Origin of the sequence: Caballeronia sp. SL2Y3 (assembly GCF_022879575.1) — a bacterium.
Taxonomy (GTDB): Bacteria; Pseudomonadota; Gammaproteobacteria; order Burkholderiales; family Burkholderiaceae; genus Caballeronia.
Map to the genome: position 1 here is coordinate 409,836 of NZ_CP084263.1, position 23,372 is coordinate 433,207.

At 66.0% G+C, this 23,372-nt stretch carries 20 protein-coding genes; 5 read left to right on the forward strand and 15 right to left on the reverse strand.

Annotated elements, in window-relative coordinates:
- Positions 1 to 49: 49 nt before the first annotated feature.
- Entirely contained in the window at positions 50 to 967 is a 918-nt protein-coding gene (locus LDZ26_RS24170) for a LysR family transcriptional regulator (protein ID WP_244851202.1), read from the forward strand.
- Between the two features lie 6 nt (positions 968 to 973).
- Here the strand turns inward: LDZ26_RS24170 and LDZ26_RS24175 are convergent, their stop codons facing one another.
- The 10 genes from LDZ26_RS24175 to LDZ26_RS24220 form a co-directional block, all read right to left on the reverse strand.
- Entirely contained in the window at positions 974 to 1,672 is a 699-nt protein-coding gene (locus tag LDZ26_RS24175) for a sterol desaturase family protein (RefSeq protein WP_244851204.1), read from the reverse strand.
- A 69-nt stretch (positions 1,673 to 1,741) separates the two neighbouring features.
- Positions 1,742 to 3,118 (reverse strand): MFS transporter, encoded by a 1,377-nt coding sequence (locus LDZ26_RS24180; protein ID WP_244851205.1) that lies wholly within the window; start codon positions 3,116 to 3,118, stop codon positions 1,742 to 1,744.
- A 110-nt stretch (positions 3,119 to 3,228) separates the two neighbouring features.
- Positions 3,229 to 4,968, reverse strand: coding sequence for a GMC family oxidoreductase (locus LDZ26_RS24185; RefSeq protein ID WP_244851206.1), 1,740 nt, complete (start codon positions 4,966 to 4,968; stop codon positions 3,229 to 3,231).
- Positions 4,969 to 4,991: 23 nt separating this feature from the next.
- Positions 4,992 to 5,798, reverse strand: a complete 807-nt coding sequence (locus LDZ26_RS24190; protein WP_244851207.1) for an enoyl-CoA hydratase/isomerase family protein — start codon at positions 5,796 to 5,798, stop codon at positions 4,992 to 4,994.
- A gap of 6 nt (positions 5,799 to 5,804) precedes the next feature.
- On the reverse strand, positions 5,805 to 7,385 hold the full coding sequence (locus LDZ26_RS24195; protein WP_244851208.1) for an AMP-binding protein: 1,581 nt from the start codon (positions 7,383 to 7,385) through the stop codon (positions 5,805 to 5,807).
- Positions 7,378 to 7,938: a (2Fe-2S)-binding protein gene (locus LDZ26_RS24200; RefSeq protein WP_370650763.1), complete on the reverse strand. Its 561-nt coding sequence runs from the start codon at positions 7,936 to 7,938 to the stop codon at positions 7,378 to 7,380. Before LDZ26_RS24200 ends, LDZ26_RS24195 begins: the two co-directional genes overlap by 8 nt.
- Positions 7,911 to 8,732 (reverse strand): xanthine dehydrogenase family protein subunit M, encoded by an 822-nt coding sequence (locus tag LDZ26_RS24205; RefSeq protein WP_244851210.1) that lies wholly within the window; start codon positions 8,730 to 8,732, stop codon positions 7,911 to 7,913. The genes LDZ26_RS24200 and LDZ26_RS24205 overlap by 28 nt, the downstream gene beginning before the upstream one ends.
- Entirely contained in the window at positions 8,729 to 11,761 is a 3,033-nt protein-coding gene (locus LDZ26_RS24210; RefSeq protein ID WP_244851212.1) for a molybdopterin cofactor-binding domain-containing protein, read from the reverse strand. The genes LDZ26_RS24205 and LDZ26_RS24210 overlap by 4 nt, the downstream gene beginning before the upstream one ends.
- Before the next feature lie 4 nt (positions 11,762 to 11,765).
- The gene (locus LDZ26_RS24215) at positions 11,766 to 12,380 is read right to left on the reverse strand and encodes a UbiX family flavin prenyltransferase (protein WP_244851213.1); all 615 of its coding nucleotides are present in this window, start codon (positions 12,378 to 12,380) and stop codon (positions 11,766 to 11,768) included.
- A complete protein-coding gene (locus tag LDZ26_RS24220; RefSeq protein WP_244851215.1) occupies positions 12,373 to 13,866 on the reverse strand; it encodes a UbiD family decarboxylase in 1,494 nt (497 codons plus the stop codon). Before LDZ26_RS24220 ends, LDZ26_RS24215 begins: the two co-directional genes overlap by 8 nt.
- A gap of 280 nt (positions 13,867 to 14,146) precedes the next feature.
- On the opposite strand from LDZ26_RS24220, the gene LDZ26_RS24225 reads away from it, so the two are divergent.
- Both LDZ26_RS24225 and LDZ26_RS24230 read left to right on the forward strand, forming a co-directional pair.
- Positions 14,147 to 15,070, forward strand: coding sequence for a LysR family transcriptional regulator (locus LDZ26_RS24225; protein ID WP_244851216.1), 924 nt, complete (start codon positions 14,147 to 14,149; stop codon positions 15,068 to 15,070).
- A 13-nt stretch (positions 15,071 to 15,083) separates the two neighbouring features.
- A complete protein-coding gene (locus LDZ26_RS24230; protein ID WP_244851217.1) occupies positions 15,084 to 16,523 on the forward strand; it encodes an aldehyde dehydrogenase family protein in 1,440 nt (479 codons plus the stop codon).
- Between the two features lie 4 nt (positions 16,524 to 16,527).
- Here the strand turns inward: LDZ26_RS24230 and LDZ26_RS24235 are convergent, their stop codons facing one another.
- A complete protein-coding gene (locus LDZ26_RS24235) occupies positions 16,528 to 16,683 on the reverse strand; it encodes a hypothetical protein (protein WP_244851218.1) in 156 nt (51 codons plus the stop codon).
- A gap of 200 nt (positions 16,684 to 16,883) precedes the next feature.
- Here LDZ26_RS24235 and LDZ26_RS24240 point away from each other — a divergent pair, with 200 nt between their 5' ends.
- Both LDZ26_RS24240 and LDZ26_RS24245 read left to right on the forward strand, forming a co-directional pair.
- Positions 16,884 to 17,264 (forward strand): hypothetical protein, encoded by a 381-nt coding sequence (locus LDZ26_RS24240; RefSeq protein WP_244851219.1) that lies wholly within the window; start codon positions 16,884 to 16,886, stop codon positions 17,262 to 17,264.
- Positions 17,265 to 17,457: 193 nt separating this feature from the next.
- Positions 17,458 to 18,354 carry a diguanylate cyclase gene (locus LDZ26_RS24245; protein WP_244851780.1) on the forward strand — a complete coding sequence of 299 codons (897 nt, stop codon included), beginning with the start codon at positions 17,458 to 17,460 and terminating at the stop codon, positions 18,352 to 18,354.
- 14 nt (positions 18,355 to 18,368) lie between these two features.
- Here the strand turns inward: LDZ26_RS24245 and LDZ26_RS24250 are convergent, their stop codons facing one another.
- The 4 genes from LDZ26_RS24250 to LDZ26_RS24265 form a co-directional block, all read right to left on the reverse strand.
- Positions 18,369 to 19,310, reverse strand: coding sequence for an NAD(P)-dependent oxidoreductase (locus LDZ26_RS24250; RefSeq protein WP_244851221.1), 942 nt, complete (start codon positions 19,308 to 19,310; stop codon positions 18,369 to 18,371).
- Positions 19,311 to 19,405: 95 nt separating this feature from the next.
- A complete protein-coding gene (locus LDZ26_RS24255; RefSeq protein ID WP_244851222.1) occupies positions 19,406 to 20,710 on the reverse strand; it encodes an MFS transporter in 1,305 nt (434 codons plus the stop codon).
- A gap of 67 nt (positions 20,711 to 20,777) precedes the next feature.
- Positions 20,778 to 21,701, reverse strand: a complete 924-nt coding sequence (locus LDZ26_RS24260) for a dihydrodipicolinate synthase family protein (protein WP_244851223.1) — start codon at positions 21,699 to 21,701, stop codon at positions 20,778 to 20,780.
- Between the two features lie 59 nt (positions 21,702 to 21,760).
- Positions 21,761 to 23,335: a UxaA family hydrolase gene (locus LDZ26_RS24265; protein ID WP_244851224.1), complete on the reverse strand. Its 1,575-nt coding sequence runs from the start codon at positions 23,333 to 23,335 to the stop codon at positions 21,761 to 21,763.
- Between the last annotated feature and the right edge of the window lie 37 nt (positions 23,336 to 23,372).

Below are 23,372 nucleotides of genomic sequence, written 5' to 3' on the forward strand. Positions count from 1 at the left end.
CCCGGCGGTACCATGTCCGTTTCGCCGCCCGGCTGTGCACGCCTGTCACATGGAACTGAAGCAGATCCAGTACTTCATCGCGCTATTCGAGGAAGGCACCGTCACGCGGGCGGCCAAGCGCCTCAATATCGCGCAGCCTGCGTTGAGCATGCAGATCGCGAAGCTCGAAACCGAGCTGCGGCAGACGCTCTTTGAACGCGGGCCGCACGGCATGGCGCCGACCGAAGCCGCGCGCCTCATGTACCGGCTATATACGCCGATCATGCGCGATATCGGCCATGCGCGCGAGCAGTTGAGCCGGCGCGATGTCATCGTGACAGGGCGCGTGTCGCTCGGCATGGTGTCGTCGGAGGCGCAGAGCGTCTTGCCCGAATCGCTCGCGCGCTTCGACGCCCTCTTTCCGCAAGTGGAAGTGTCGGTGGCGGACGGCTTCAGCGCGCAACTCATCGACGCCGTGGAATCGGGCCGGCTCGATGCCGCGATCATCAACAAGCCGCGCGGCCGACTCGCGCTCGACGTCGAGCCGCTACTCGTGGAAGAGATGGTGCTCGTGACGAGCGCCGCGCACGGGCCGGATCTGCCGGAGACGATCGACCTCGTCGCGCAGTCCGATATCGAACTCGTGCTGCCCACGCGGCGCAACGGCCTGCGCGGCGCACTCGACGCCGCGCTCATGGCCGCCGATATCGTCATCAAGCCGAAGTTCGAAATCGACCTTCTCAGCACGATCGTGCAGTTCGTCGAGCAGAGCAGCGTCGCGACGATTCTGCCGCGCGTCGTCGTGCAGTCGAAAGTGGACGAAGGGCGGCTGCGCGTGCGCACCATCGACAAGCCGCCCATCGTGCGTCACATCATTCAGGTCACGCATCCGAAGCGGCCCATCGGGCCGGCGGCGCAGGCGCTTATCGCCATCATCACCGAGGAGATCCGGCGCGTGACCACGGGCGCGCCGGCTCCTTCTGCATGATGCGAATCAGCCGCGGCGCGCAGTCGTTGGCACCGTGCGCGGCGCATCGCTGCGCGTTCCGAACAGCGTGTCGCAGATCGGGAAGGTGAGATTGAAGTTCTGCGTCGCCATCTGCTCGGGATCGTGATGCGTCACATGCAGGCGGCGCACCGTGTTGACGAACGGCAGGCGGTCGAGAAACGGACTGTCCGTGACGTGCGAAAGCGTGTGCAGCCCTTCGTACATCAGGTAGTACGCGGCCATCGTCAGGAGTGCGATGTATCCTGCATTGCGCGTGAACACGAAGCCGATCAGCAACGCGAGCGGCGCGGCCGCGAGCACGAACGCGACCGGCGCGAACGGCGGAAACAGCAGCGCGCGCCAGTGCTTGTGGCCCTTGTACTCCAGCGTCACATGCGTGAAGAAGCGATGATGCACCGCGCAGTGCCGCTTGTAGACCATGCTGAAATACTTCGTCGGCCGATGCAGCACATAGCGGTGCGCGGCCCATTCCGCCCAGTTGCCGAAGAGAAAGAGCGGCACGACCGCGAGCCATTCCGCGAACGTGGGCGTGTGAAGCTGCATGGCGCAATACACGATCACCGCCGTCGTGAAGACGAGCGTAAAGCCCAGATGCATCTCTCCGCGATACCACTTCGGCGTCGCTTCCACGTATTCGTCGCGAAACTTGTACGAGCGCGCGCGAACGTCCTCGTCATATTTCATGATGAGCGTCTCCGGTTTCTTGTGTTAGAGGATGCGGGCGCGTGCGTCGCGCGCCCGCAAGGACATGCTTCAGGACGGATTACGCGCCGCGCTGTTGTCCAGCTTGCCGAGCGTCTCCGGCACGACGAACGCGCCGACGAGGAAGATGATGCTGATCGCGCCGACGAAGATCGCGAGCGTCGACGGCAACTGGCTCGCGTCCTTCGCGACGAGCGAAACGAAGGTCGGCATCATCCCGCCGATGGCGAAGCCGATGTTCCACGAAAGGCCCGTTCCGGTCGCGCGGATTGCGGTCGGGAAGCGTTCGTTCAGGAAGATCAGAATCGGCGCATAGCCTGCGCTGCCGAGTGCGGAAAGCAGCACCGCGTAGACGCCGATCATCGTGATGCTCTGCGCCGTCGGCAACAACAGGAAAAGCCCCGGCAGCGCGACCAGCCGAATGAGGCCGATCCACACGAACGCGCTCTTGCGCCCGATGAACGTCGAGAGATGCCCCGCCGCGATCGATGCGATCACTACCGCGACGCTGCAGATCATCAGAATCGCGGCGGCCGCGCCGTTCGGCGCATGGCTCACGACCTTGAGGAACGTCGGCAGATAGCCCGAGGTGAGGTAATAGCCGCTGCCGCCGCCGATGGTGAGCAGCAGGTTCACGAACAGCACTCCGCGATACTCGCGCGAAAACAGCGTGCGAATGGGCGAGCGCACGACTTCGACGGGTCCCGTCTTGACTTGCGCCGCCGCCTTGGCCGCTTTCTCCGCCGCGAGCTTCTTCCAGAGCGGCGATTCTTCGAGGCTGTTGAACACGAAGAGCCCGAGCACCGAACTCACGATGCCGGTGAAGAACATGCAGCGCCAGCCCCACGCATCGAAGAGTTCGCCCGGAAAGATGGACGACATCGCCAGATACGTGAGCGAGGCGAGCAACGCCCCGAGGCCCGCGCCGCCGCCGCCGATCAGCCCCGACACCGCGCCGCGATACTTCGGCGCGACCGATTCGGTGCCGATGGTATGCGTCGATGCCACCACGCCGCCGACGAACACGCCCTGCACGAGACGCAGCAGCAGGAACAGGATCGGCGCGACGAGGCCCGCCTGCGCGACGGTCGGCAGCACGCCGAACGCCGCCGTCGAGATGCCGACGCCGACCACCGCGAAGATCATCGCGCCCTTGCGGCCGTGACGGTCCGCGTACGAGCCGAAGAGCGCCGAGCCGAGCGGACGCATGAGCAGCGTCACCGCGAACGACGCATAGACTGCCGCGAGCGACAGCATCGCGTGTTCGGAGGGGAAGAAGAGACGCCCGACCACCGGCGCGACGTACAACAACACGAAGAGGTCGAACAGATCGAGCGCCCAGCCCATGCACGAGGCCACCACCGCGCCCATGATCTGCCGCTGATTCACCGGAAGCGCGGCGGCCCCGTCTTGTGCAGCTACGGACATGTGTATCTCCTGGTTTGTCACTGGGCGGTCTTTCGATCGCCCCGGTTTCGCAGGCACGTTTCTTATTGCGTGCTCTTGTCGAGGTTAAAAAAATCGTTATTGAATAATCGTTAGTGGGCGGCGGCGAGCGGCGGCGAACCCGAGACGTCGAGTTCCGCGCGTTCGCGCCGCGCCGCGACCATCGCGTCGGCGATCTTCTCGGCGATCATGATGGTCGGTATGTTCGTATTGGCCGATGGCAGCTTCGGCATCAGCGATGCATCCACCACGCGCAAGCCTCGCGCGCCATGCACGCGCCCTTGGCCGTCCGTGACGGCATCGCGGTCGTTTGCGCCGCCCATGCGGCAGGTGCCGCTCGCGTGCCACACGCCGAACACGTTCGCGCGAATGAAGTCCGCGAGCGCGCGGTCGTCGGCGAGCAGCGCGTTCATCTTCAGGCCGCGCGTGAAGAAGCGTTCGATCAGCATCCGGCGCACGGGCGCAGGCGTGTCCAGCAGAATCCCGAGCGCGGACGTGAGAAGCGCGTTGCCCTCGCCGACCTGGCTCAACGCCTTCACGCGCGGCGAGAACGCCGCCGGAAAGAAGTCGCGTCCATCACGGCTCAGACCCGACGCTTCGACGATGCGCGCCAGCATCCGCACGCCGACAGCGAGCCGCTCTACATCGCGTTCGTCGTCGAGCAGATTGAGATCGACGCGCGGCGCGGCGGCGGCATCGGCGGAAAGGAGCTGCACGCGGCCACGCGAATACGGCCGGTTGCACCACAGAAAGAACAGCCCGAGCCGGTTGCCGAGCGCATGCCATGCGGCGCGTGTCGCGCTCGACAGATACAGGTCCGACTCGTCGCAGCCCGCGACGCCCGAACTCAGGCGCGCAGCCATCATGCTGGCGCGGCGTCGCGTAAGCGGCATGCGAAAGCGCGGCTCCAGGAAATGACAGAACGTGAGCGACGGATGATCCTGCAGATTGCGTCCGACGCCCGGCAGGTTCACCGCGCACGTAATGCCGAGCGCCGCGAGTTCGCGCGCATCGCCGATGCCGGCGCGCATCAGAAGCGCAGGCGATTGCAGCGCGCCCGCGCTCAGAATCACTTCGCCCGCATCGAAGCGCAGGCGCTCGCCGTCTTCGTCCACCGCGATCACGCCGCGCGCGGTCGCGCCTTGCATCACGATCCGCTCGACGCGCAGCTTCGAATACACCCTGAGATTGGGGCGCTTGCGCGTCGCGTCGTCCAGATAGGCGATGGCCGTGGACACGCGCTTGTCGTCCTCGTTCGAAAACGCGCCGGGAAAGAAGCCGTCGCCGAACTCGCCGTTTTGATCCTTCAGTTCCGCGACGCCCTGCGCGCGCAAGCCCTTGCCGAACGCATGACAGAACGCGGGCCAGTCCTTCGGCATGATGCGGCGGATCGGCACGGGGCCGTCGCCGCCGTGCAGTTCGCCGCCGGGAAAGTCGAGGTCGCGCTCCAGCTTGCGGAAGTACGGCAGCACGTCGCGCCACGCCCAGCCATCGGCGCCTGTCGCGGCCCAGTCGTCGTAATCGCGCGGCAAGCCGCGATTAGCCGACTGCACGTTGATGCTCGACCCGCCGCCCATCACGCGGCCCTGCTCGTACACGCGCGGCGCGGCCTGCTTCGTGGCCTGCGCCTTCAGGTCCGGCCAGATGTACGTGTCGCCGCAAAACACCGGCATCGGATAGCTGTCGAGAATGGCCTCGGGCACCGCGCCCGGCGGCGTGTCCGCGCCCGCCTCGATCAACGCGACGCGCAGCGACGGCAACGCCGACAGCCGATGCGCAAGCACGCATCCCGCCGAACCGCCGCCTACGATCACGTAATCGAAGCGTCTCATGTCGTCTTCCTTTGTCTGCGTTGTCAGAAGCCGCGGAACACCGGCTTGCGCTTGCCGTGGAACGCCTCGACGCCTTCGCGGAAGTCGTCCGACGAGCGCAGGCGGCTATAGCAATGCCCTTCCAGTTCGATCGCGATGGAAAGCGGCGCGTCTTCCGAATCGTTCAGGAGCTTCTTCGCGGTGCGCTGCGCGAGCGGCGAGAACGCGCGCAGTTCGTCGACGAGCGCGTCCGTCGCGGCCTCGAGTTCGGCATCCGGCACGCAGTCCACCGCGATGCCCCACTCGTACGCCTGCTTGCCGGGGATGCGGCGCGAGCGCATCACGATGTCCTTGGTCCGGCCGATGCCGACCATCGCCTGCAAGCGCGCCGAGCCGCCGGAGCCGGGAATCTGGCCGAGCTTCTGTTCGGGCAGCGCGTAGAACGTGGTGTCGGTGACGATGCGGAAGTCGCACGCGAGCGACAACTCGAAGCCCACGCCGAAGCAGAATCCGCGATTGGCCGCGATCACCGGCTTCGAGCAGCGCGCGGGCGCCGCGATGTTCCAGGCGAGCTTCGACACGTGTTCCGGCGATGCTTCGAGAAAGCCCTTGATGTCGCCGCCGCTCGAAAAGTGCTCGCCGTTCGCGCGCACGACGATCACGCGCACGCGCTCATCGTCGTCCAGTGCTTCGAATGCGGCGCGCAACTGATCGCGCGCGTGCATCGAAATGACGTTGAAGGGCGGCCGGTGCAGGATGATGTCGGCGCGTTCGCGTTCGGCGTCGATCTCGACCGAGAAGCCGTCGAGGTCTTGCAGCAGCGTCTGGCCGCGGTGGTTCAGGTCGGTCATGTCGGGTTACTCCTTCGTGGTTTCTGTATGTTGTGCAAGGGGTGCGTCGTCGGGCACGTACTCGCCCGCTGAGAGCTTGCGGCGCAGGATCTTGCCGACCGGCGACTTCGGAATGTCATCGACGAACACGTAGTCGCGCGGGCGCTTGAAGTTGACGAGGTCGGACTGGCGGCACCACGCGTCGAGCCCTTCGGCATCCACATATTCGCGGCGCTTGATGAACGCGACCACGCGCTGGCCCCAGCGCTCGTCTTTCACGCCCGCGACGGCGACTTCATCGACGGCGGGATGCAGCGAGAGCACCGACTCGATATCCACGGGCGAAATGTTCTCGCCGCCGCTGATGATCATGTCGTCCACGCGGCCGGTCACGTAGAGATCGCCGTCTGCGTCGAAATAGCCGGTGTCGCCGGTGAAGTACCAGCCGTCGCGCAAGGACTTCGCGTTCGCGTCCGGGCGATTCCAGTAGCCTTCGAATGCTTCGTCGCCGAGCAGGTCCGCGATGATCTGCCCTTCCTCGCCGACGGCCGCCGTCTCGTCGGGCGACACCGCGTCGAGCTTCACCACGCGCAGCCGCGTGTTGATGCCCGCGCGCCCCGCGCTGCCCGGCTTCTTCGTCGCGTCCTGATCGATGCTGAACGTGTAGACCTCGGACGAGCCGTAGTGATTGACGAACAGCTCCGGCTCGAACGCAGCCGAAAGGCGCTTGAGCAGACCGTCGTTCATCGGCGCGCCCGCGAAGCCGAGCTTTCTGACCGACGACGTATCCGTGCTCGCGAAACCGCTGTCGGCGAGCAGGTCGTGATAGAGCGTCGGCACGAGATAAAGGCACGTCAGCCGGTGCCGTGCGATGGATTCGAGCGCGAGCTTCGCGTTCCAGCGGCGCACGCAGACGAAGACGCCATCGACGAGCGCCATCGCAAGCAGCGAGCGCACGCCCATCGTGTGATAGAGCGGCATCACGCCGAGCGTGCGTTCGCCGCGCCGGTACAGGTTCTGCGCGACGTGCGCAAGCGCGCCCGCGCGTTCGTGGCGGTGACGGCGCGGCACGCCCTTCGGCTTGCCGGTGGTGCCGGACGTGTACAGGATCAGTGAGATGTCGTCGGCGGTGGCTTGCGTGCTTTCGGTTGCGCAGTCGCCCGCGCATTCCGGCGTGCGCTCCGCGGTCAGCGCGTCGAATGTCAGCGTGCCGCCGGATACGTCGTCGAGCCCGATGCGCGGCAGGTTCTGCGCCGACGCGCTCTGCATCACGGCATCGGCGGAAACGGGTTCGTAGACGATGGCCTTCACGCCCGCATCCGTCACGCAGTATTCGACTTCCTCCGGCTTCGCGCGCCAGTTGAGCGGCACGATCACGATGCCCGCGAACTGCCCCGCCCAATGCAGCGTCGCCATTTCCCAGCGATTTTGCAGCACGACGAGCAGCCGGTCGCCGCGTCGCACGCCGAGCGCGCGCAGGCCATCGGCGACATTCAGGATCACGCGATGCCACGCCGCGTACGTGAGTTGCAGATCACCGTCGACGAGCGCGAGCGCGTTCGGGCTGCGCTCGACGCTTTGCAGGAAAGTGCGGCCGAGATCAAGCATGTTCGGACTCCTTCGTATTTGCTTTTTCCTGACGGCGCGCGGCGACGTCGAGCACAGCCGCGACGATCGGCGTATAGCCCGTGCAGCGGCAGATGTGGCCCGACAGCATCTCGCGCACTTGCTCTTCGCTCGGGTCCGGTACGCGTTGCAGATAATCCGCGCACGACATCAGAATGCCCGCCGTGCAAAAGCCGCACTGCAACGCGTGATGGCGCTGAAAGGCCTGTTGCAAGTCGCCGAGCGTCTGCTCCGGCGCGAGGCCTTCGACGGTATCAATGCGCCGTCCGTCCGCCTGCACCGCGAGCATCAGGCACGACCGTGCCGCGATGCCGTCGACATGCACCGTGCATGCGCCGCAGACGCCGTGCTCGCAGCCCACGTGCGTGCCCGTCGCGCCGAGTTGGTGCCGGATGAAATCCGACAGCAGTTCGCGCGGCTCGCAATAGCCGCTGCGTTCGCGGCCGTTGAGCGTCAGCGTGATGCGCTGCTCTTCGCCGTGCCGCATGATGTTGTCCGCCGTGTTGCTCACTTCGCCTCCTCGATCACGCGCCATCCCAGTTGCCGGACCAGATTCCGGCGATACTTCGCGCTGATGTGCGCGTCGTCCTGCGCGTTCAGTTTCCAGCTCAGGTCGTTCAATGCGCCGCGCAGGTCGTCGCCTGTCAGACGCGGCCAGGTCTCGGCCACCGGCCGGTCCGCGACGCCGCCTACCGCGATGCGAATGGCGTCGTCGGTCACGACCGCCGCGCACGCGACCACCGCGAAATCGCCGTGCCGCGCCGAGAACTCGGCGAACGCATGGCGCTCGCCGGACTTCCTCAACGGAAAGCGCACGGCTTCGACCAGTTCGTCGGGCTCGCGCGCCGTCATCAGCATTCCCTGAAAGAAGTCCTGCGCGGCGAGCGCGCGGCGCTTCTTCTTCGAGCGCAGCATGACGTCGCCGCCGAGCGCGGCCAGCACGAGCGGCAGTTCCGCGCTCGGATCGGCATGCGCGATGGAACCGCACACCGTCCCGCGATTGCGGATCTGAAAATGCGAGATGTTCGGAAAGGCCATCGCGAGCAACGGCACTTCGTCGCGCAACGAGCGGCGCCACTCGACGCTGCCTTGCGTCGCCGCCGCGCTCACGACGAGATGCCCCGCCCCGTTATCGACGCGCACGGCGTCCAGCTCGGCGGTGCGCGAGATATCGACGAGCACGCGCGGCTGCGCGAGCCGCATGTTGAGCACCGCCATCAGCGACTGCCCGCCTGCCAGCACGCGCGCGTCCTCGCCGTGTTGCGCCAGCGCGTCGAGCGCGTGTTGCGTCGTCATCGCGCGCAGATAATCGAACGGCGCGGGTTTCATGCATGCCTCCTGAAACGGCCGAGCAGCCGCGCGATCCATGATCGGCGCTCTGCCACCGGCTTGCCCGCCGCCTGCCGGCCGAGCGATTCGAACAATTGCCTGAGCACCACCTTCGCCGCGCCTTCGAGCATGCGTCCGCCGACCGCCGCGACCTTGCCCGAGACCTGCGCTTCGTAGTCGTACGCGAGGCGCGTGCCGTTACCGTGCGGCGTCAGTTCGACGAGACCGTTGCCGCGCGCGCTGCCGAGCGGCGAGATGCCCGCGCCCGCGAGACGAAGGCGGCGCGGCGCGTCGATCTCCGACAAGCCGATGCGCGCTTCGAAACGCGCCTTGATGATGCCGACGCCCACGGTCACGTCCGCGCGATACTGGTTCGGCGCGGTCTCGTCCAGCGCGTGACAGCCGGGGATGACGTTGGCGAGCGCCTCCGGATCGAGCAGCACGGCGAACACGGCTTCGGGCGTCGCGGGCAGATCGACCGTGCCTTGCGCCGTCAATGCCTTGCCGCCGCCCGGCGTCGCGGGCTTCGTCGCGGCTGCTTCGCGGTACTCGGGGCGCGACGGTTCTGGGTCGTCGATGCCGATCAGCGCCATCACCTTTTGCGGCGTGAGCGGCAGGCGAATGTCGTCGACGCCGAGCGCATCCGCCACCGCATTCGCGATGCACGGCGGCGTGCTCATGTTGTTGCCTTCGCCGAGCCCTTTCGCGCCGAGCGGCGTGAACGGCGACGGCGTTTCCAGATGAACGATCACCGGATCGGGCACTTCGCAGGTCGTCGGCATCAGATAGTCGGCGAGCGTGCCCGACTGGAAGCTGCCGTCCGCGCCGTAGCGGAACTCTTCCATCAGAGCAGCGCCGAGTCCTTGCGCGAACGCGCCGCGAATCTGGCCGTCCGCGAGCGCGGGATTCAGCAGCGTGCCGGCGTCGTGCGCGGTCACGTAGCGGTCGATGCGCACGCGTCCCGTCGCGCGATCCACTTCGACGGCACACATGTCGAACGCGAAGCCATACGCCGCCGATGTGTTGATGCGGTCCTCTTCATCGGGCGCGTCCATGTGCGGCGGCGACCAGAACACAGTCTCGCGCAAGCCTGGCTCTTCGCCTTCGGGCAGCAGCGCGGGCGCCCAGTGCGGCGCGTTGCTCGCCGCGCGCGCGAACGGCAGCGCGCGGTCTTCGGCATCCTTCGGGAAAATGCGCGCGCGCTCGAAGCGCACGTCATCCACTGCACAGCCGAACTGCTTCGCGAGAATGCGCGAGAGCTTGTCGCGCACGCGCGTCGCGGCGAGATGCACCGTGCCGGCCACCGCGCCCGCGAAGCGGCTCGAATAGTTGCCCGCCGCGACGGACCACGCGTCCTTGTGCGTGTCGAATTCCACGTTCACGACGATGTCCTTCGGGTCCAGCCCGAGCACATCCGCGACGACTTGCGCGCACACCGTCATGTGGCCCTGTCCCGCCGGCGTCGATGCAATCGTGACGACCACGCCGCCGAGCAGATCCACGCTCACGGTCGCGCTGGCTATCGCGCCGTTCTTCGGGCCGGCCTTCTTGCGCGCGTCGGGCGGCATGACGGTCGTGATATAGCCCATGTTCGATACGGACGGTTCGACGATCGCCGCAAAGCCGATGCCGTAGAGACGCCCTTCCTTGCGGGCCGCGTCGCGCCGCGCGACGAGTTCTTCGTAGCCGCCCTCGACGTTCGAAAGGCGCAGCGCCTCCTGATAGTTGCCCGAATCGAGCAGCGCGCCTGCTGCCGCGCGATACGGGAACGCATCGGCGGGAACGAAGTTGCGGCGGTACACGTCGAGCACATCGAGCTTCAGTTCGATGGCGATGCGCTGAATCAGCCGCTCCAGCGCGAAATACACTTGCGGTCCGCCGAAGCCGCGCACGAGGCCGGTCGGCGTCTTGTTGGTCAGCACCACGCGGTTGCGCACGGCGAGGTTCGGGATCGCATATGCGCCCGTCAGACAGCCGTGCATCCGGTAGAAGGTCGCGGGCTCGGGCGCGCGCACGTAGCCGCCCACGTCTTCCAGTTGATCGTACGAGAGCGCGAGAATGCGGCCGTCGCTTTCCACGGCGGCTTCGAGGGTGGACAGGCGCGCGGTCGCGGAGGTCGCGGCGCTCAGGTGTTCGAGCCGGTCCTCGACCCATTTCACCGGCGCGCCCGCCTTGCGCGAGGCGAGGCACATCAAGACGACATACGGAAACACCGCCTGCTTCACGCCGAAGCTGCCGCCGGAATCGCGCGGAGCCTTATGACGCAGACGGTTCGCGGGAACGTTGAGCGCCATCGCCATCACGGCGTGCAGCGAGAACGGCCCCATGAAATTCGACGTGACGTCGTAGCCTTCGTCGCCCGACAGGTATTCGGCAATCACCACGCCGCATTCGATCGGCGCGCACGTATTGCGCGGATAGTGCGCGACGAGCTTCACGCGATGCGGCGCGCGCTCGAACGCGGCTTGCGGATCGCCATAGCTGAAATGCCGGTCGCTGATCACGTTGCTGCCGACGCGCTCGTGCAGTACGGGCGAATCGTCCTGCACCGCCTGATCGATGGACGTGACCGCATCGCGCAGCGCGTACTCGACCTTGATGAGGTCCATCGCATCTTCGGCAATGGCGCGCGATTCCGCCATCACGACTGCAACCGGCTCGCCGACATAGCGCACGCGGTCCATCGCGAGCGCCCACTGCTCCATCGGCGACTTCACGCCGACGACGAACGGCCGCGACCACGGACGCAAGTCGTCGCGCGTGAGAATGGCGCGCACGCCGTGCAGCTTCGATGCGGCTTCGGTGTCGATGGACACGATATCCGCGTGCGCATGCGGCGAGCGCAGAATCGCGGCTTGCAGCGTGCCCGGCTTCACGGCGAGGTCGTCGCCGTAGCGGCCTCGGCCCGTCAGAATCGCCGGGTCTTCGAAACGCGGCATCGGACGGCCGACGTGGCGCTCGGGCGCGGCGGCAGCGTTGTCAGCGACGCGTGCGTTGATATCCGCGAATCCTGTGTCGCGCTGGTTCATGGCGTCACTCCTTGCTCTCGGCGCGGCTGCCGAATTCATCGGCGAGACCGCTCCAGCGGCGCGCGATCTCGCCGTGCTCGATGCCGAACAAATCCAGAATGCGCCCGACCGTGTGATCGACCACATCGTCGATGGTCTGCGGATGCGCGTAAAACGCGGGCACGGGCGGCATCACGATGGCGCCCATTTCGGTCGCGAGCGTCATGTTGCGCAGATGCGCGAGGTTGAGCGGCGTCTCGCGCGCGACCAGCACGAGGCGGCGGCGCTCTTTGAGCATGACGTCGGCGGCGCGCGTCAGCAGGTTGTCGGCGAAGCCGTTCGCGACCGCGGCGAGCGTCTTCATCGAACACGGCGCAATCACCATGCCGTCGCTCAGGAACGAACCGCTCGCCACCGCCGCGCCGATATCGCGCACGTTGTGCACGACGTCAGCCAGCGAATCGAGGTCGGCGCGCGCGAGGCCGAGTTCCTGCGCCGCCGTGACCGCGCCCGATGCCGAGACGATCAGATGCGTCTCGTGCGTGCCGAGCCGGCGCAGCGCGGCGATGAGACGCACGCCGATGACCGCGCCGCTCGCGCCCGAGATGCCGACGACGATGCGCTTCTTTCGCTCAGCCATGATCGCGCGTGAGGTAGGCGTCGAGCGCGCTGTTGTCATTCGCGACGAGCGCATCCAGATCGACGGTGTCTTGTCCCGGAATCCGCACGCGCGTGAAGACGTGCGCCGGATAAACGACCGGGCGCGTGGCGTCGAGGCCCATCTTCGCGCTCACGCCTTGCAGATGCGCGGGCGCGTCGTCGGGCAGGCCGACCGTCGTCGAAGGATCGAGCGGCGAGCCTTGCGCGCCCGCCACCACGACGAGATCGCGGTCGGCCTGAAAGCGCGTGGCAATCGCCCATTCGATTTCGGCGGGATCATGCACGTCCACATCGGTATCCACGACGACGACCTGCTTGATGTCGTAGTGCGCGCCGAACGCGCAGAGAATCACATTCTTCGCCTCGCCTTCGCGCTTCTTGTCGAACTGCACCCACAGGTGATAGCGGCACACGCCGCCCACCGAAAGATGCACGTCCTTGACCGAAGGATGGCTGCGCTGAAGATGCGCGAGCAGCGTGGCTTCGCGCGGGATCCCGCCGAGCAGCAGATGCTCCATCTCGGCCGGCACGATCGTATGAAAGATCGGGTCGCGCCGATGCGTGACCGCCGTCACTTCGATGACTTCGCGCGATTCCTTCGCGCTGTAGTACTTCGGGAACTCGCCGAAGGGGCCTTCGGGTTCGCGCACGTTCGGCAGAATGCGCCCTTCGATGATGATCTCCGCGAACGCCGGCACATGCACGCCGTTCGTCACGCACGACACGACAGGCAGCGGCGCGCCGTGCAGCGCGCCCGCGATTTCCAGCTCGTCGTGATCGATCGGCGTGATGGCTTGCGACGCGAGCATCGTCAGCGGGTCGACGCCGATGGCGACGGCCACGTCGAGCGCATCGCCCGCTTCTTCGGCGGCGCGCTGGAATGCGTACAGATGGCGCGGCAGCAGCAGAATCGCCATGCGGTCGCGGCCATGCACCTGAATACGGTTGATGGACACGTTCTGCACGCCCGTGCGCGGATTGCGCGCGATCACGAGACCCGCCGTGATGTACGGGCCGTTGTCGTGCTCGCTGTGCGTGGGAATCGGCAATAGCGCGTGCAGGTCGATGCCGTTCGTATGCACCACTTGCTGGCACGGCGCGTCGTCACGCTCGACCACTTTCGACGCGAGCGGCGCGGCGGCCGCAGCCGAAAATCGCGCGAGCAGCCCGGCTTCTTCGACGCCCATTGCTTCGGCAATCCATGCGCGCTTCGCCATGAAGCCGCTCACGACCGGCACCGAATGGCCGCCCGGACGCGTGAAGAAGGCTGCTCGCGTGCCGTCGAGCCGTTTGGCGATGGCCGCGAGTTCATGTTCGAGCGCGACGGGCTTGTCGATGGTCGCGACGCGTCCGGTCTTCGCGAGATGCGCGAGCCAGTCGCGCAGCGAGAGCGAGGCCGCGTCAACGTCTTCGGGGGCCCACGCCAGTGAGGAAATGCCGTTCGTTGCGGCATCGCGTGTGTTCATTGGTGTCTCCATCCATTGCCTGCCGTTGATCGGAAATGCCGCAGCAAGCGCATGGTTGAAGCGTAGCGAGATCACTCCATAAGTTCTAATACTGTTTTCTGATGCGCCGAATCATCGCGTCTTATATCCGTGTTAGCCCCGATGACAGCGTTCTTACAGTTCCGTATCAATGGATGCCTTCGATACGCCGCCCAGTCGGGCGCAACTCGACGGGCCGCGTTTGACGCATAGTGATGACCCGGCGCAAACCCATTAGCGTTGCTGATGACGATGGGATCAGATGGACCTCAAGCAAATCCAGTACTTCATCGCGCTTTTCGAAGACGGCTCCGTCACGCGTGCGGCCAAGCGCCTGAACATCGTGCAGCCCGCGTTGAGCATGCAGATCGCCAAGCTCGAAGACGAACTGCATCAGCAACTCTTCGAACGGGGCGCGCACGGCATGGCGCCGACCGCGGCGGGGCGGCTCATGTATCGCCTCTTTCTGCCGATCATGCGCGACCTCGCGCACGCGCGGCAGCAACTCGTGCAGCGCGATGAAGTCGTGACGGGACACGTGGGCATCGGGCTGATCGCGTCGGTCACGGAGAGCGTGCTCGCGGACTCGCTTTCGCGTTTTCATGCGCGCTATCCGGATGTCGAAGTGACCGTCGCCGATGGCTACAGCGCGACCTTCATCGACTGGGTGGCGGGCGGCCAACTGGATGCGGCGATCATCAACAAGCCGCGCGCGCGCCTTTCGCTCGATTCGCGCCCGCTGCTCGACGAAGAGATGGTGCTCGCAACCAGCGCCGCGCACGGCCCCGACTTGCCCCACGCGATAGAACTGGCGCAGTTGCCGGAGCTCGAACTCGTCTTGCCGACCAAGCGCCACGGTCTGCGCGGCGTGCTCGACAGCGCCGCGCAACACGAAGACGTGCTGCTCGCGCCGCGCTTCGAAATCGACGTGCTCTCCACCATTCTCAAGCTCGTCGAGCACACGCGCTTTGCGACGATTCTTCCGCGCATCGTGGTCGAACGCGCCGCGCGGCACGGCACCTTGCGCGCGTGCCCCATTCTCGCGCCGCGCATCGTGCGCCATATCGTGTGCGTGAGTCATCCGCGCCGGCCGCTGAGCGCGGCAGCGGAGGCGCTCATCGCGATCATCGGCGACGAACTGCATCAAGCATCTAATATTTCGGTGTCCGATACATCACCCCAATGAAGGAACGAACACGATGAACGCATTGCACTGGATAGGCGGCGAATGGGCCGGCACGCCGACGCTCGACAGCATCGACCCCGCGACGGGCGAAGCCATCGGCCAATACGCCGACGGCGGCGCGCACGAAGCGGACGCCGCCATTGCCGCCGCGCGCCATGTGTTCCACCGCACGACGTGGGCGCAGGACGCGCGTTTGCGCCAGGACGTGCTGCTTGCGTGGGCCGCGGCGCTCGAACAGCAGCGCGATGCGCTGGCGACGCTGCTCACGCGCGAAAATGGCAAGGCGATTGCGCAATCGCGCGGCGAGATTGCGGGCGCCATATCGGAGGTGCGCTATTACGCGGGGCTCGCGCGGCATATCGCGGGTCACGTCCTCGAACCGGAACCCGGCACCATTTCCACGATGCTGCGCGAAGCCGCGGGCGTCGCGGCGATCATCGTGCCGTGGAACGCGCCGGCCGTGCTGCTCGTGCGCTCGCTCGCGCCCGCGCTCGCGGCAGGCTGCACGGCGGTCGTGAAACCGGCCGCGCAGACCTCGCTCGTCACGGCCGCGATGCTGCGCTGCTTCGAGCACACCGCGTTGCCTAAGGGCGCAGTCAACCTCGTGAACGAACAGGCGCACGCCGCCAGTCAACGGCTCGCCGATTCGCACGACGTCGACGTGGTGAGCTTCACGGGATCGACCGCGACCGGCAAGAAGATCATGGCCGCGGCGGCGGACAGCATGAAGAAGCTCTCGCTCGAACTCGGCGGCAAGTCGTGCTGCCTCGTGTTCGACGATGCCGATATCGCCGCCATCGCGCCGCGTCTCGCGCGCGCCGCGACCATCATCTCCGGTCAGCAATGCACGGCCGCGCGTCGCGTGCTGGTGCATGCGTCGCGCGCGGCCGAAATGCGCGAGCATCTCGCGGGCGCGCTCGCCGCGCTGAAAGTGCGACCGGGCATCGAGCCGGCGACGGATATTGGCGCGCTCGTCGATGCGCCCACGCGCGATGCAGTGGACTGCACCATCGAACGCGCATGCGACATGGCGGATCGCGTGCTGTTGCGCGGCGCGCGCTCGGGCCACGCGTTCCTTTCGCCGACGCTGGTGGAGCATGACGACCCGAAGGCGTTCTTCTGCCAGGACGAAATCTTCGGGCCGTTCGTCACGCTGGAAGTATTCGAGAGCGAGCAGGAAGCCCTCGCGAAGGCCAATGACACGGTCTTCGGCCTGTCGGCCAGCGTATGGACGCACGACGGCCCGCGCGCCTTTCGCATGGCGCGTGCGCTGCGTAACGGCACGGTCTGGATCAACGACCACAACAAGCTCTTCGCGGAAGCGGAAACCGGCGGATACCGGCAAAGCGGCCTCGGGCGTCTGCATGGCTACGACGCGCTCGCCGACTTCACCGAGATCAAGCATATCTGCATGCCGTCCGGCGTCGCGCAAGGTATCGCTCCGTTGCGCTGATACGTTACGGCAGCGAGCGGCGTTCGCGCGCCTGCCCGTTCGCCGTCACAGTGAAGCCCGGCAAAAGCAGCGATGCCCGCAGGCGATTCATCGCGAGACCGCCGGGAAACCGCGCCGGCCATTGCTCGCTCCAGCCGTACCGTTCGCGCAGAACCGTCATCGAGCTGTCGATACATTCGACGCCCACAGGACGATCCGATCCACCGCAAGGCGCGACCGCCTGCGCGCCTTCGCGATGACTCGGTTACGACGACAGCACGCAGCCGCGCCTAGACCAATCGCTTTGCGTCGCTGCCATCCCAAGGCGCGGCACGACGCTTGCGCGCAATGCTCTCGTATGCATCCAGTGGGAGATTCGAAATGAAAGCGAAACTTGCAGTGACTGCGCTTGCGATCGCACTGTCAGGCGGCGTGAATGTGGCCGGCGCGGCGGGCGCGGGTGGCGGCATGATCGGCGGCGCGGCGGGCGGCGCCGTCGGCGGAACAAGCGGCGCGGGCACAGGGACGAACGGCGTCAACGGACTGTCCGGCGCGACCGGCGCCAACACATCGGGGCCGAGCAACGGCGCCGGCATGACGCGCGGCGGCGGCATCGGCGGCGCGAACGACGGCACCATGAGCGCAGCGCCGGGCCGGGGCGGCATGCAGCCGCCGGGCGCGACGCGCAACATGTCGTCCGGCGTGACGAGCCCGCAGAACACGCCGTCGCCGGGCGGCGGCGGATCGCGCGGCGGATGGTAAGGCACGCGTTTCACGCATCAGGCCAGCGCGGTTCGAGCCGCGCTGGCGTCATGCATGTTCGCTTCATCGGTGTCTCAATAAAGAGCCGTCAGACGGTAGAATAGTCTTAAGTTCTCCCGCCCGCCCGGGCATCCGCAAGCCGTTGCCGACACCGATGCTTGTCCCTATTTAGCCTGCGAACGAAAGCGAGCGCATTGCCGCGCTCCGCGCACTGAATATTCTCGATACCGCGCCCGAAGAGCGCTTCGACCGCCTGACGCGGCTCGCCAAGCGCCTGTTCGACGTGCCCATCGCACTGGTGAGTCTGGTCGACGAAAATCGCCAGTGGTTCAAGTCATGCACCGGCCTCAAGACGCGTCAAACGTCGCGCGATGTTTCGTTCTGCGCACATGCCATCGGCGGCAGCGACGTGTTGATCGTGCCCGATGCCCGCGCCGACGCGCGCTTCCACGACAATCCGCTCGTCATCGGCCCGCCGTTCATCCGCTTTTATGCGGGTTATCCGCTGAGCCTGTCCAACGGCGCGAAGCTCGGCACGCTATGTCTCATCGACCAGCAGCCGCGCGCATTCGGCGAGGAAGACCGCCGGCTCTTGCGCGACCTCGGCCGCATGGCGGAACAGGAAATGGCCGCGCTGCAACTCGCGACCATCGACGAACTTACGTTGCTTTCGAACCGCCGCGGCTTCGAGACCCTCGCGCAACATACGCTGAACGTCTGCAAGCGGCTCGCGCGCGAGGCCACGCTGCTTCTGATCGACCTGAACGGTTTTCGCGAGATCAACGATACCTATGGCCACGCCGAAGGCGACCGCGCGTTGCAGACGTTCTCCGACGTGCTGCGCGATGTGCTTGCCGAAAGCGACGTGATCGCGCGGCTGAGTGGCGACGAGTTCGCCGTGCTGCTCACCGACACGAGCGCCGAAGACGCCGACGATCTGATCGAACGGCTGCGCCACGCGCTGCGTCAGCGCGAAGCGCGCGTGCATCGCGGCTATTCGATCGGCTTCAACGCGCGGCAGACGCAGTTCGACCCGGCGCTTCATCACAGCGTGGCGGACCTGCTCGCCGAAAGCGGCTTCGACGATTAGGCCGCCGCGAGATATCAGCCGTTTTGTTTCGTGCCGTTCAACTCGGCAACGACATCGAACATATGCGGTACATATTCGTCGCCGTGGCCGAGGTTGATGCCGAGCACGTAAATCTGCCGCACGGCTTCGGCCAGAATGGCGGTCGATGAATACGAAGCCGCAAGCTGGCTATACGAGCGCATGTCCTTCGCGGCATTTCGGATTGCGAACTGTTGTCCGCTGTCGTCGCCTTCGAGCAGATACGGAATGAGACGATCGAAAGTCTTGCTATGCGCGCCGCTCAGACGGCACACCGCCGCGAACTCATGCAGGTCCAACTGCGCTTTCGCGGCCGTGCCGAACGCTTCAGCGAGAATCGCACCGTTCGCCTGCGCAATGAAGTTGTGAATGAGCTTCGCGCGATAGCCCGACCCGTGCGCGCCCAAATGATGCACCGTCTCCCCGTACGCAGCCATGAGCGGCCGCACGCGGTCGAGCACCGCTGCATCGCCGCCGACCAGCACGTTGAGCCGGCCCTCGCGCGCTTCCTTCGGCGTGCGGTTCACGGGCGCATCGAGGAACGCCGCGCCCTTCTCGGCGAATGCGCTGGCCGCTTCGGCGGCGAAGTCGGCATCGGCCGTCGTGCTGTCTATCACGATCAGACCGTCGTGCGCGCCCGCGAGCAGGCCATCTTCGCGGAACACGGCATCGCGTACGTGCGGCGTGCCCGTGACGCATACGATCACCACATCCACGTTGCGCGCGAGTTCGGCGGCGCTGCCGAGTTCGGTCGCGCCTTGCGCGACCAGTTCTTCGAGCGCCTGACGGCTGCGGTGCCCGACCACCGAGAGCTTGAATCCCTTCTTCATCACCTGCGAGGCGATGGCGCTGCCCATCAGTCCCAGTCCGATCATGCCGACGCGTTCGATGCGCGCGGCAGATGCCGTTTCGTTCAGGCTCATGTTGTTCGTGTTCATTGACGTTGCGCTCAGAAAGTGACGGCTTCTGCATCGACTCTGCGTTGCCCGGAGTCGATGCAGGTACCGCGTACCTATACCTGCTGTACTGTCCGTTATACCGGCAGCTTGCGTTGATAGTTGATGTTGAGTACCGACACCACCTGGAACACGGCCACGGCAACGAAGAACATCAACGCGAGGAAATACGAGCCCGTCGTCTGCACGATATAGCCGATGAAGATCGGCACGAAGATGCCCGCGATATTGCCGACGAAGTTCATGATGCCGTTGAGCGTGCCAGTGCGCGCGCGCGTCGCGAGCATCGCGGGCGTCGCCCAGTTGCAGCCGCCGTTCCAGCGCAGGAAGAAGAGCGCAACGCACAGCAGCGTCACGACCAGGAACGGTGTCTTCACGAAGGCGACGCCGAGCATCGACAACGCGACGGCCGCCGCGCCGATGATCATCATCGAGCGATACACCAGGTTCGCACTCGCGCCCGACGCCTTCCACTTGTCGGCGAGCTGACCGCCGAGCACTTCGCCCACGAAGCCGCAGAAGAAGATCAGGAACGTCGCGCCGCCCAGCGACTTGAGATCGAAACCGTGGACCTTGAACAGGTACGTCGGCAGCCAGGTCATCAGCCCGAAGAAAATCAGGTTGGTGCAGGTATGGCTCAGGCACATGCCCCACACGGACCGGTACGCGAAGAAGCGAAACAGCGACCCGCCCGCCGCGACCTTCGGCTCGTTCGCGTCTTCTTCGGCGTGCGCGCGCTCGATGTATGCGGCCTCTTCCTCGCTGATCGACGGATGCTCGCGCGGCGTATTGCGGATATACCACCACGCCCACACGCCGCACAGAATGGTGCCGACGCCCGCGACCACGAAGGCCGCGCGCCACGAGCCGAGCACCGTCATCAGCGTTGCCACGACGATCGCGCCGACGCCCGAGCCGAGCGCGCTGCCGCCGTCGAGCAGCGCCGCGCCGCGCGTCTTTTCGTTCTGCGTGAGCCACAGTGCGTTCAGCTTGCCGCCGCCCGGATAGATCGGGGCTTCGGTCACGCCGAGTCCGAGGCGCGTCAACAACAGCAGGAACCAGCCGGTACTCAGCGCGCCGAGCGCCTGAAAGAAGCCCCAGCCGACGGTCGCGGCGGCGATCAATGCGCGCGGCTTCAGGCGGTCCGCCAGCATGCCCGACGGGACCTGCATGAACAGATAGGTCCAGAAAAAGGAGCTCAAAATGATTCCCTGCCGTTCCGGCGTGAGGCTGAACTCCTGCGAGATGGCGGGCATCGCGACCGAAAGCGCCGCACGGTCGATGTAATTGATGGACACGAGCATCAGCAGCAGAAGGAAGATCTTCCACCGCACATTCGTCATCTTCACGGCTTGCGCACGACTACTGCTGGACACATCCATTGTCCGTCTCCTAACCAGTCTTATAGTTCAGGCGAGCGGAATCGCTCGCTCGTCGTGCATGAGTGCTTCAGTGGCCCCAGCGCAGCACCAGCGGATCGAGCCGGCGCGCGACTTCGAGCAAGCCTTCGCGCGTCTTCGGGTGCACGGACGCAAACGGGTGACGCACTGCGTCGGAGCCGATTACGCCGCCTTCCTTCATCAGGATCTTGCAGGCCGAGAGTCCGCACTGGCGGTTCTCGTAGTTGATGAGCGGAAGCCACTGCTGATAGAGCGATGCCGCCTGCTCCTTGTCGCCGCTCGCGTAGGCATCGACGATCTTGCGGATGCCGTCCGGATAGCCGCCGCCGGTCATCGAGCCGGTCGCGCCCGCTTCGAGGTCGGGCATCAGCGTGATGGCTTCTTCGCCGTCCCACGGGCCCACGACGCTGTCGCCGCCCAGTTCGATCAGCTCGCGCAGCTTCGAGGCAGCCTGTGCCGTTTCGATCTTGAAGTACGCGACGTTCTCGATCTCGCGCGCCATGCGTGCGAGAAACGGCGCGGACAGCGGTGTGCCCGCGACCGGCGCGTCCTGAATCATGATCGGAATGCCGATCGCATCCGACACCTTGCCGAAGAACTCGTAGATGCCCTTCTCGGTCACGCGGATGGTCGCCCCGTGATACGGCGGCATGATCATGACCATCGCCGCGCCCGCATCCTGCGCAGCGCGGCTGCGGCGTGCGCAGACGTCGGTGCTGAAATGCGTCGTCGTGACGATCACCGGCACGCGGCCGGCCACGTGTTCGAGCACTACGCGCATCACCGTGTCGCGCTCTTCATCGGACAATGCGAATTGCTCGGAGAAGTTGGCGAGAATGCACAGGCCGTTGGAACCGGCATCGATCATGAAGTCGACGCAACGCTTCTGGCCTTCGAGATCGAGTTGTCCCGCCTCGTCGAAGATCGTCGGAACGACGGGAAAGACACCGCGGTATGAGGTCGTGTTATTCATAGTTAGGAATGCGATGGTTAAGGGTTGAGTACCGGATGTGACCGGACTTCCATGCGCCTTCAGGTGATCGCGCCGATCTGCCAGGGCACGAATTCATTCTGGCCGTAGCCGTGAATCTCGCTGCGGGTGCGCTCGCCCGATGCCGTGTCGAGCATCAGCTGGAAGAGGGCTTCGCCCATTTCCTCGATGCTCTTCTCGCCGCTCAGAATCGGGCCGCAGTTCAGGTCCATGTCTTCCTGCTGGCGGTTCCACAGCGCGTCGTTGGTCGCGATCTTGAGCGAAGGCGACGGCGCGCAGCCGTAGGCCGAGCCGCGTCCCGTCGTGAAGCAGATCAGGTTCGCGCCGCCTGCCACCTGCCCTGTCGCGGAGATCGGGTCGTAGCCGGGCGTGTCCATGAAGACGAGGCCCTTCGCATCCACGCGCTGCGCGTATTCGTAGACTTCGACGAGATTCGTATTGCCCGCCTTCGCGATGCCGCCGAGCGACTTTTCGAGCACGGTGGTCAAGCCGCCGGCCTTGTTGCCCGCCGACGGATTGTTGTTCATCGCAGCGCGGTTGCGCGCGCAATAGTCTTCCCACCAGTGGATGCGCGCCACCAGCTTTTCGCCGACCTCGCGATTGATCGCGCGGCGCGTGAGCAGATGCTCCGCGCCGTAAATCTCGGGCGTTTCGGAGAGAATCGCGGTACCGCCGTGCGCCACGAGCAGGTCCACGGCTGCGCCGAGCGCGGGATTCGCGGAGATGCCCGAATAGCCATCCGAGCCGCCGCATTGCAGCCCGACGATCAAATGCGATGCCGGCACCGGCTGGCGCTCCACGCGATTCGCGGAAGCGAGCATGCCCTTCACCACCTCGATGCCGTGCGCCACCGTCTTCGCGGTGCCGCCGGTTTCCTGAATGCTGAACGTCTGGAGAAACGGCGCTTCGCTGAGGCCCTGCGTTTCCAAAATGCGCGAAATCTGGTTCGTCTCGCAGCCGAGGCCGATGACGAGGACGCCCGCGAAGTTCGCGTGCGTCGCATAGCCGCCGAGCGTTCGCTGGAGCATCGCGAGCCCCTCGCCTTCAGGGTCGACCGCGCAGCCCGCGCCGTGCGTCAATGCGACGACGCCGTCCACGTTCGGATAAGCTGCGAGGCTCGCGGGGTTCGTGTCGCGGCGAAAGTGATCGGCAATCGCGCGGGCGACGGTCGCCGAGCAGTTCACCGAGGTCAGAATGCCGATGTAATTGCGCGTCGCCACGCGCCCGTCCGGACGCACGATGCCGTCGAACGTGGCGGGCGTCTTCGCGTACTGCGTGGCGCGGGCGCTTGCGCTGAACGCGTAGTCGCGATCGAATTCACCCATCGCGACGTTATGCGTGTGAACGTGCTCGCCCGGCGCAATGGCGCGGCTCGCGAAGCCGATGATCTGGCCGTAGCGCCGCACCGCTTCGCCTTCATGGATGGCGCGCGTCGCGATCTTATGGCCCGGCGGAATGAGTCCGGATACGGTGATGCCTTCGTCGGGGAGCCGCGCCCCGCCGACCAGTTGCTCCCGCGCGATGACTACGTCGTCGTCACGGTGCAGGCGAATAACGGGGGATCGTGGCCGGGCTTCGTCGAGCCGGCCAGTTATGTCTTGGCTTGCGTTCTGCATGATGTGAACCCGTAACGGGTTTCTCGAGTGTCGTCTC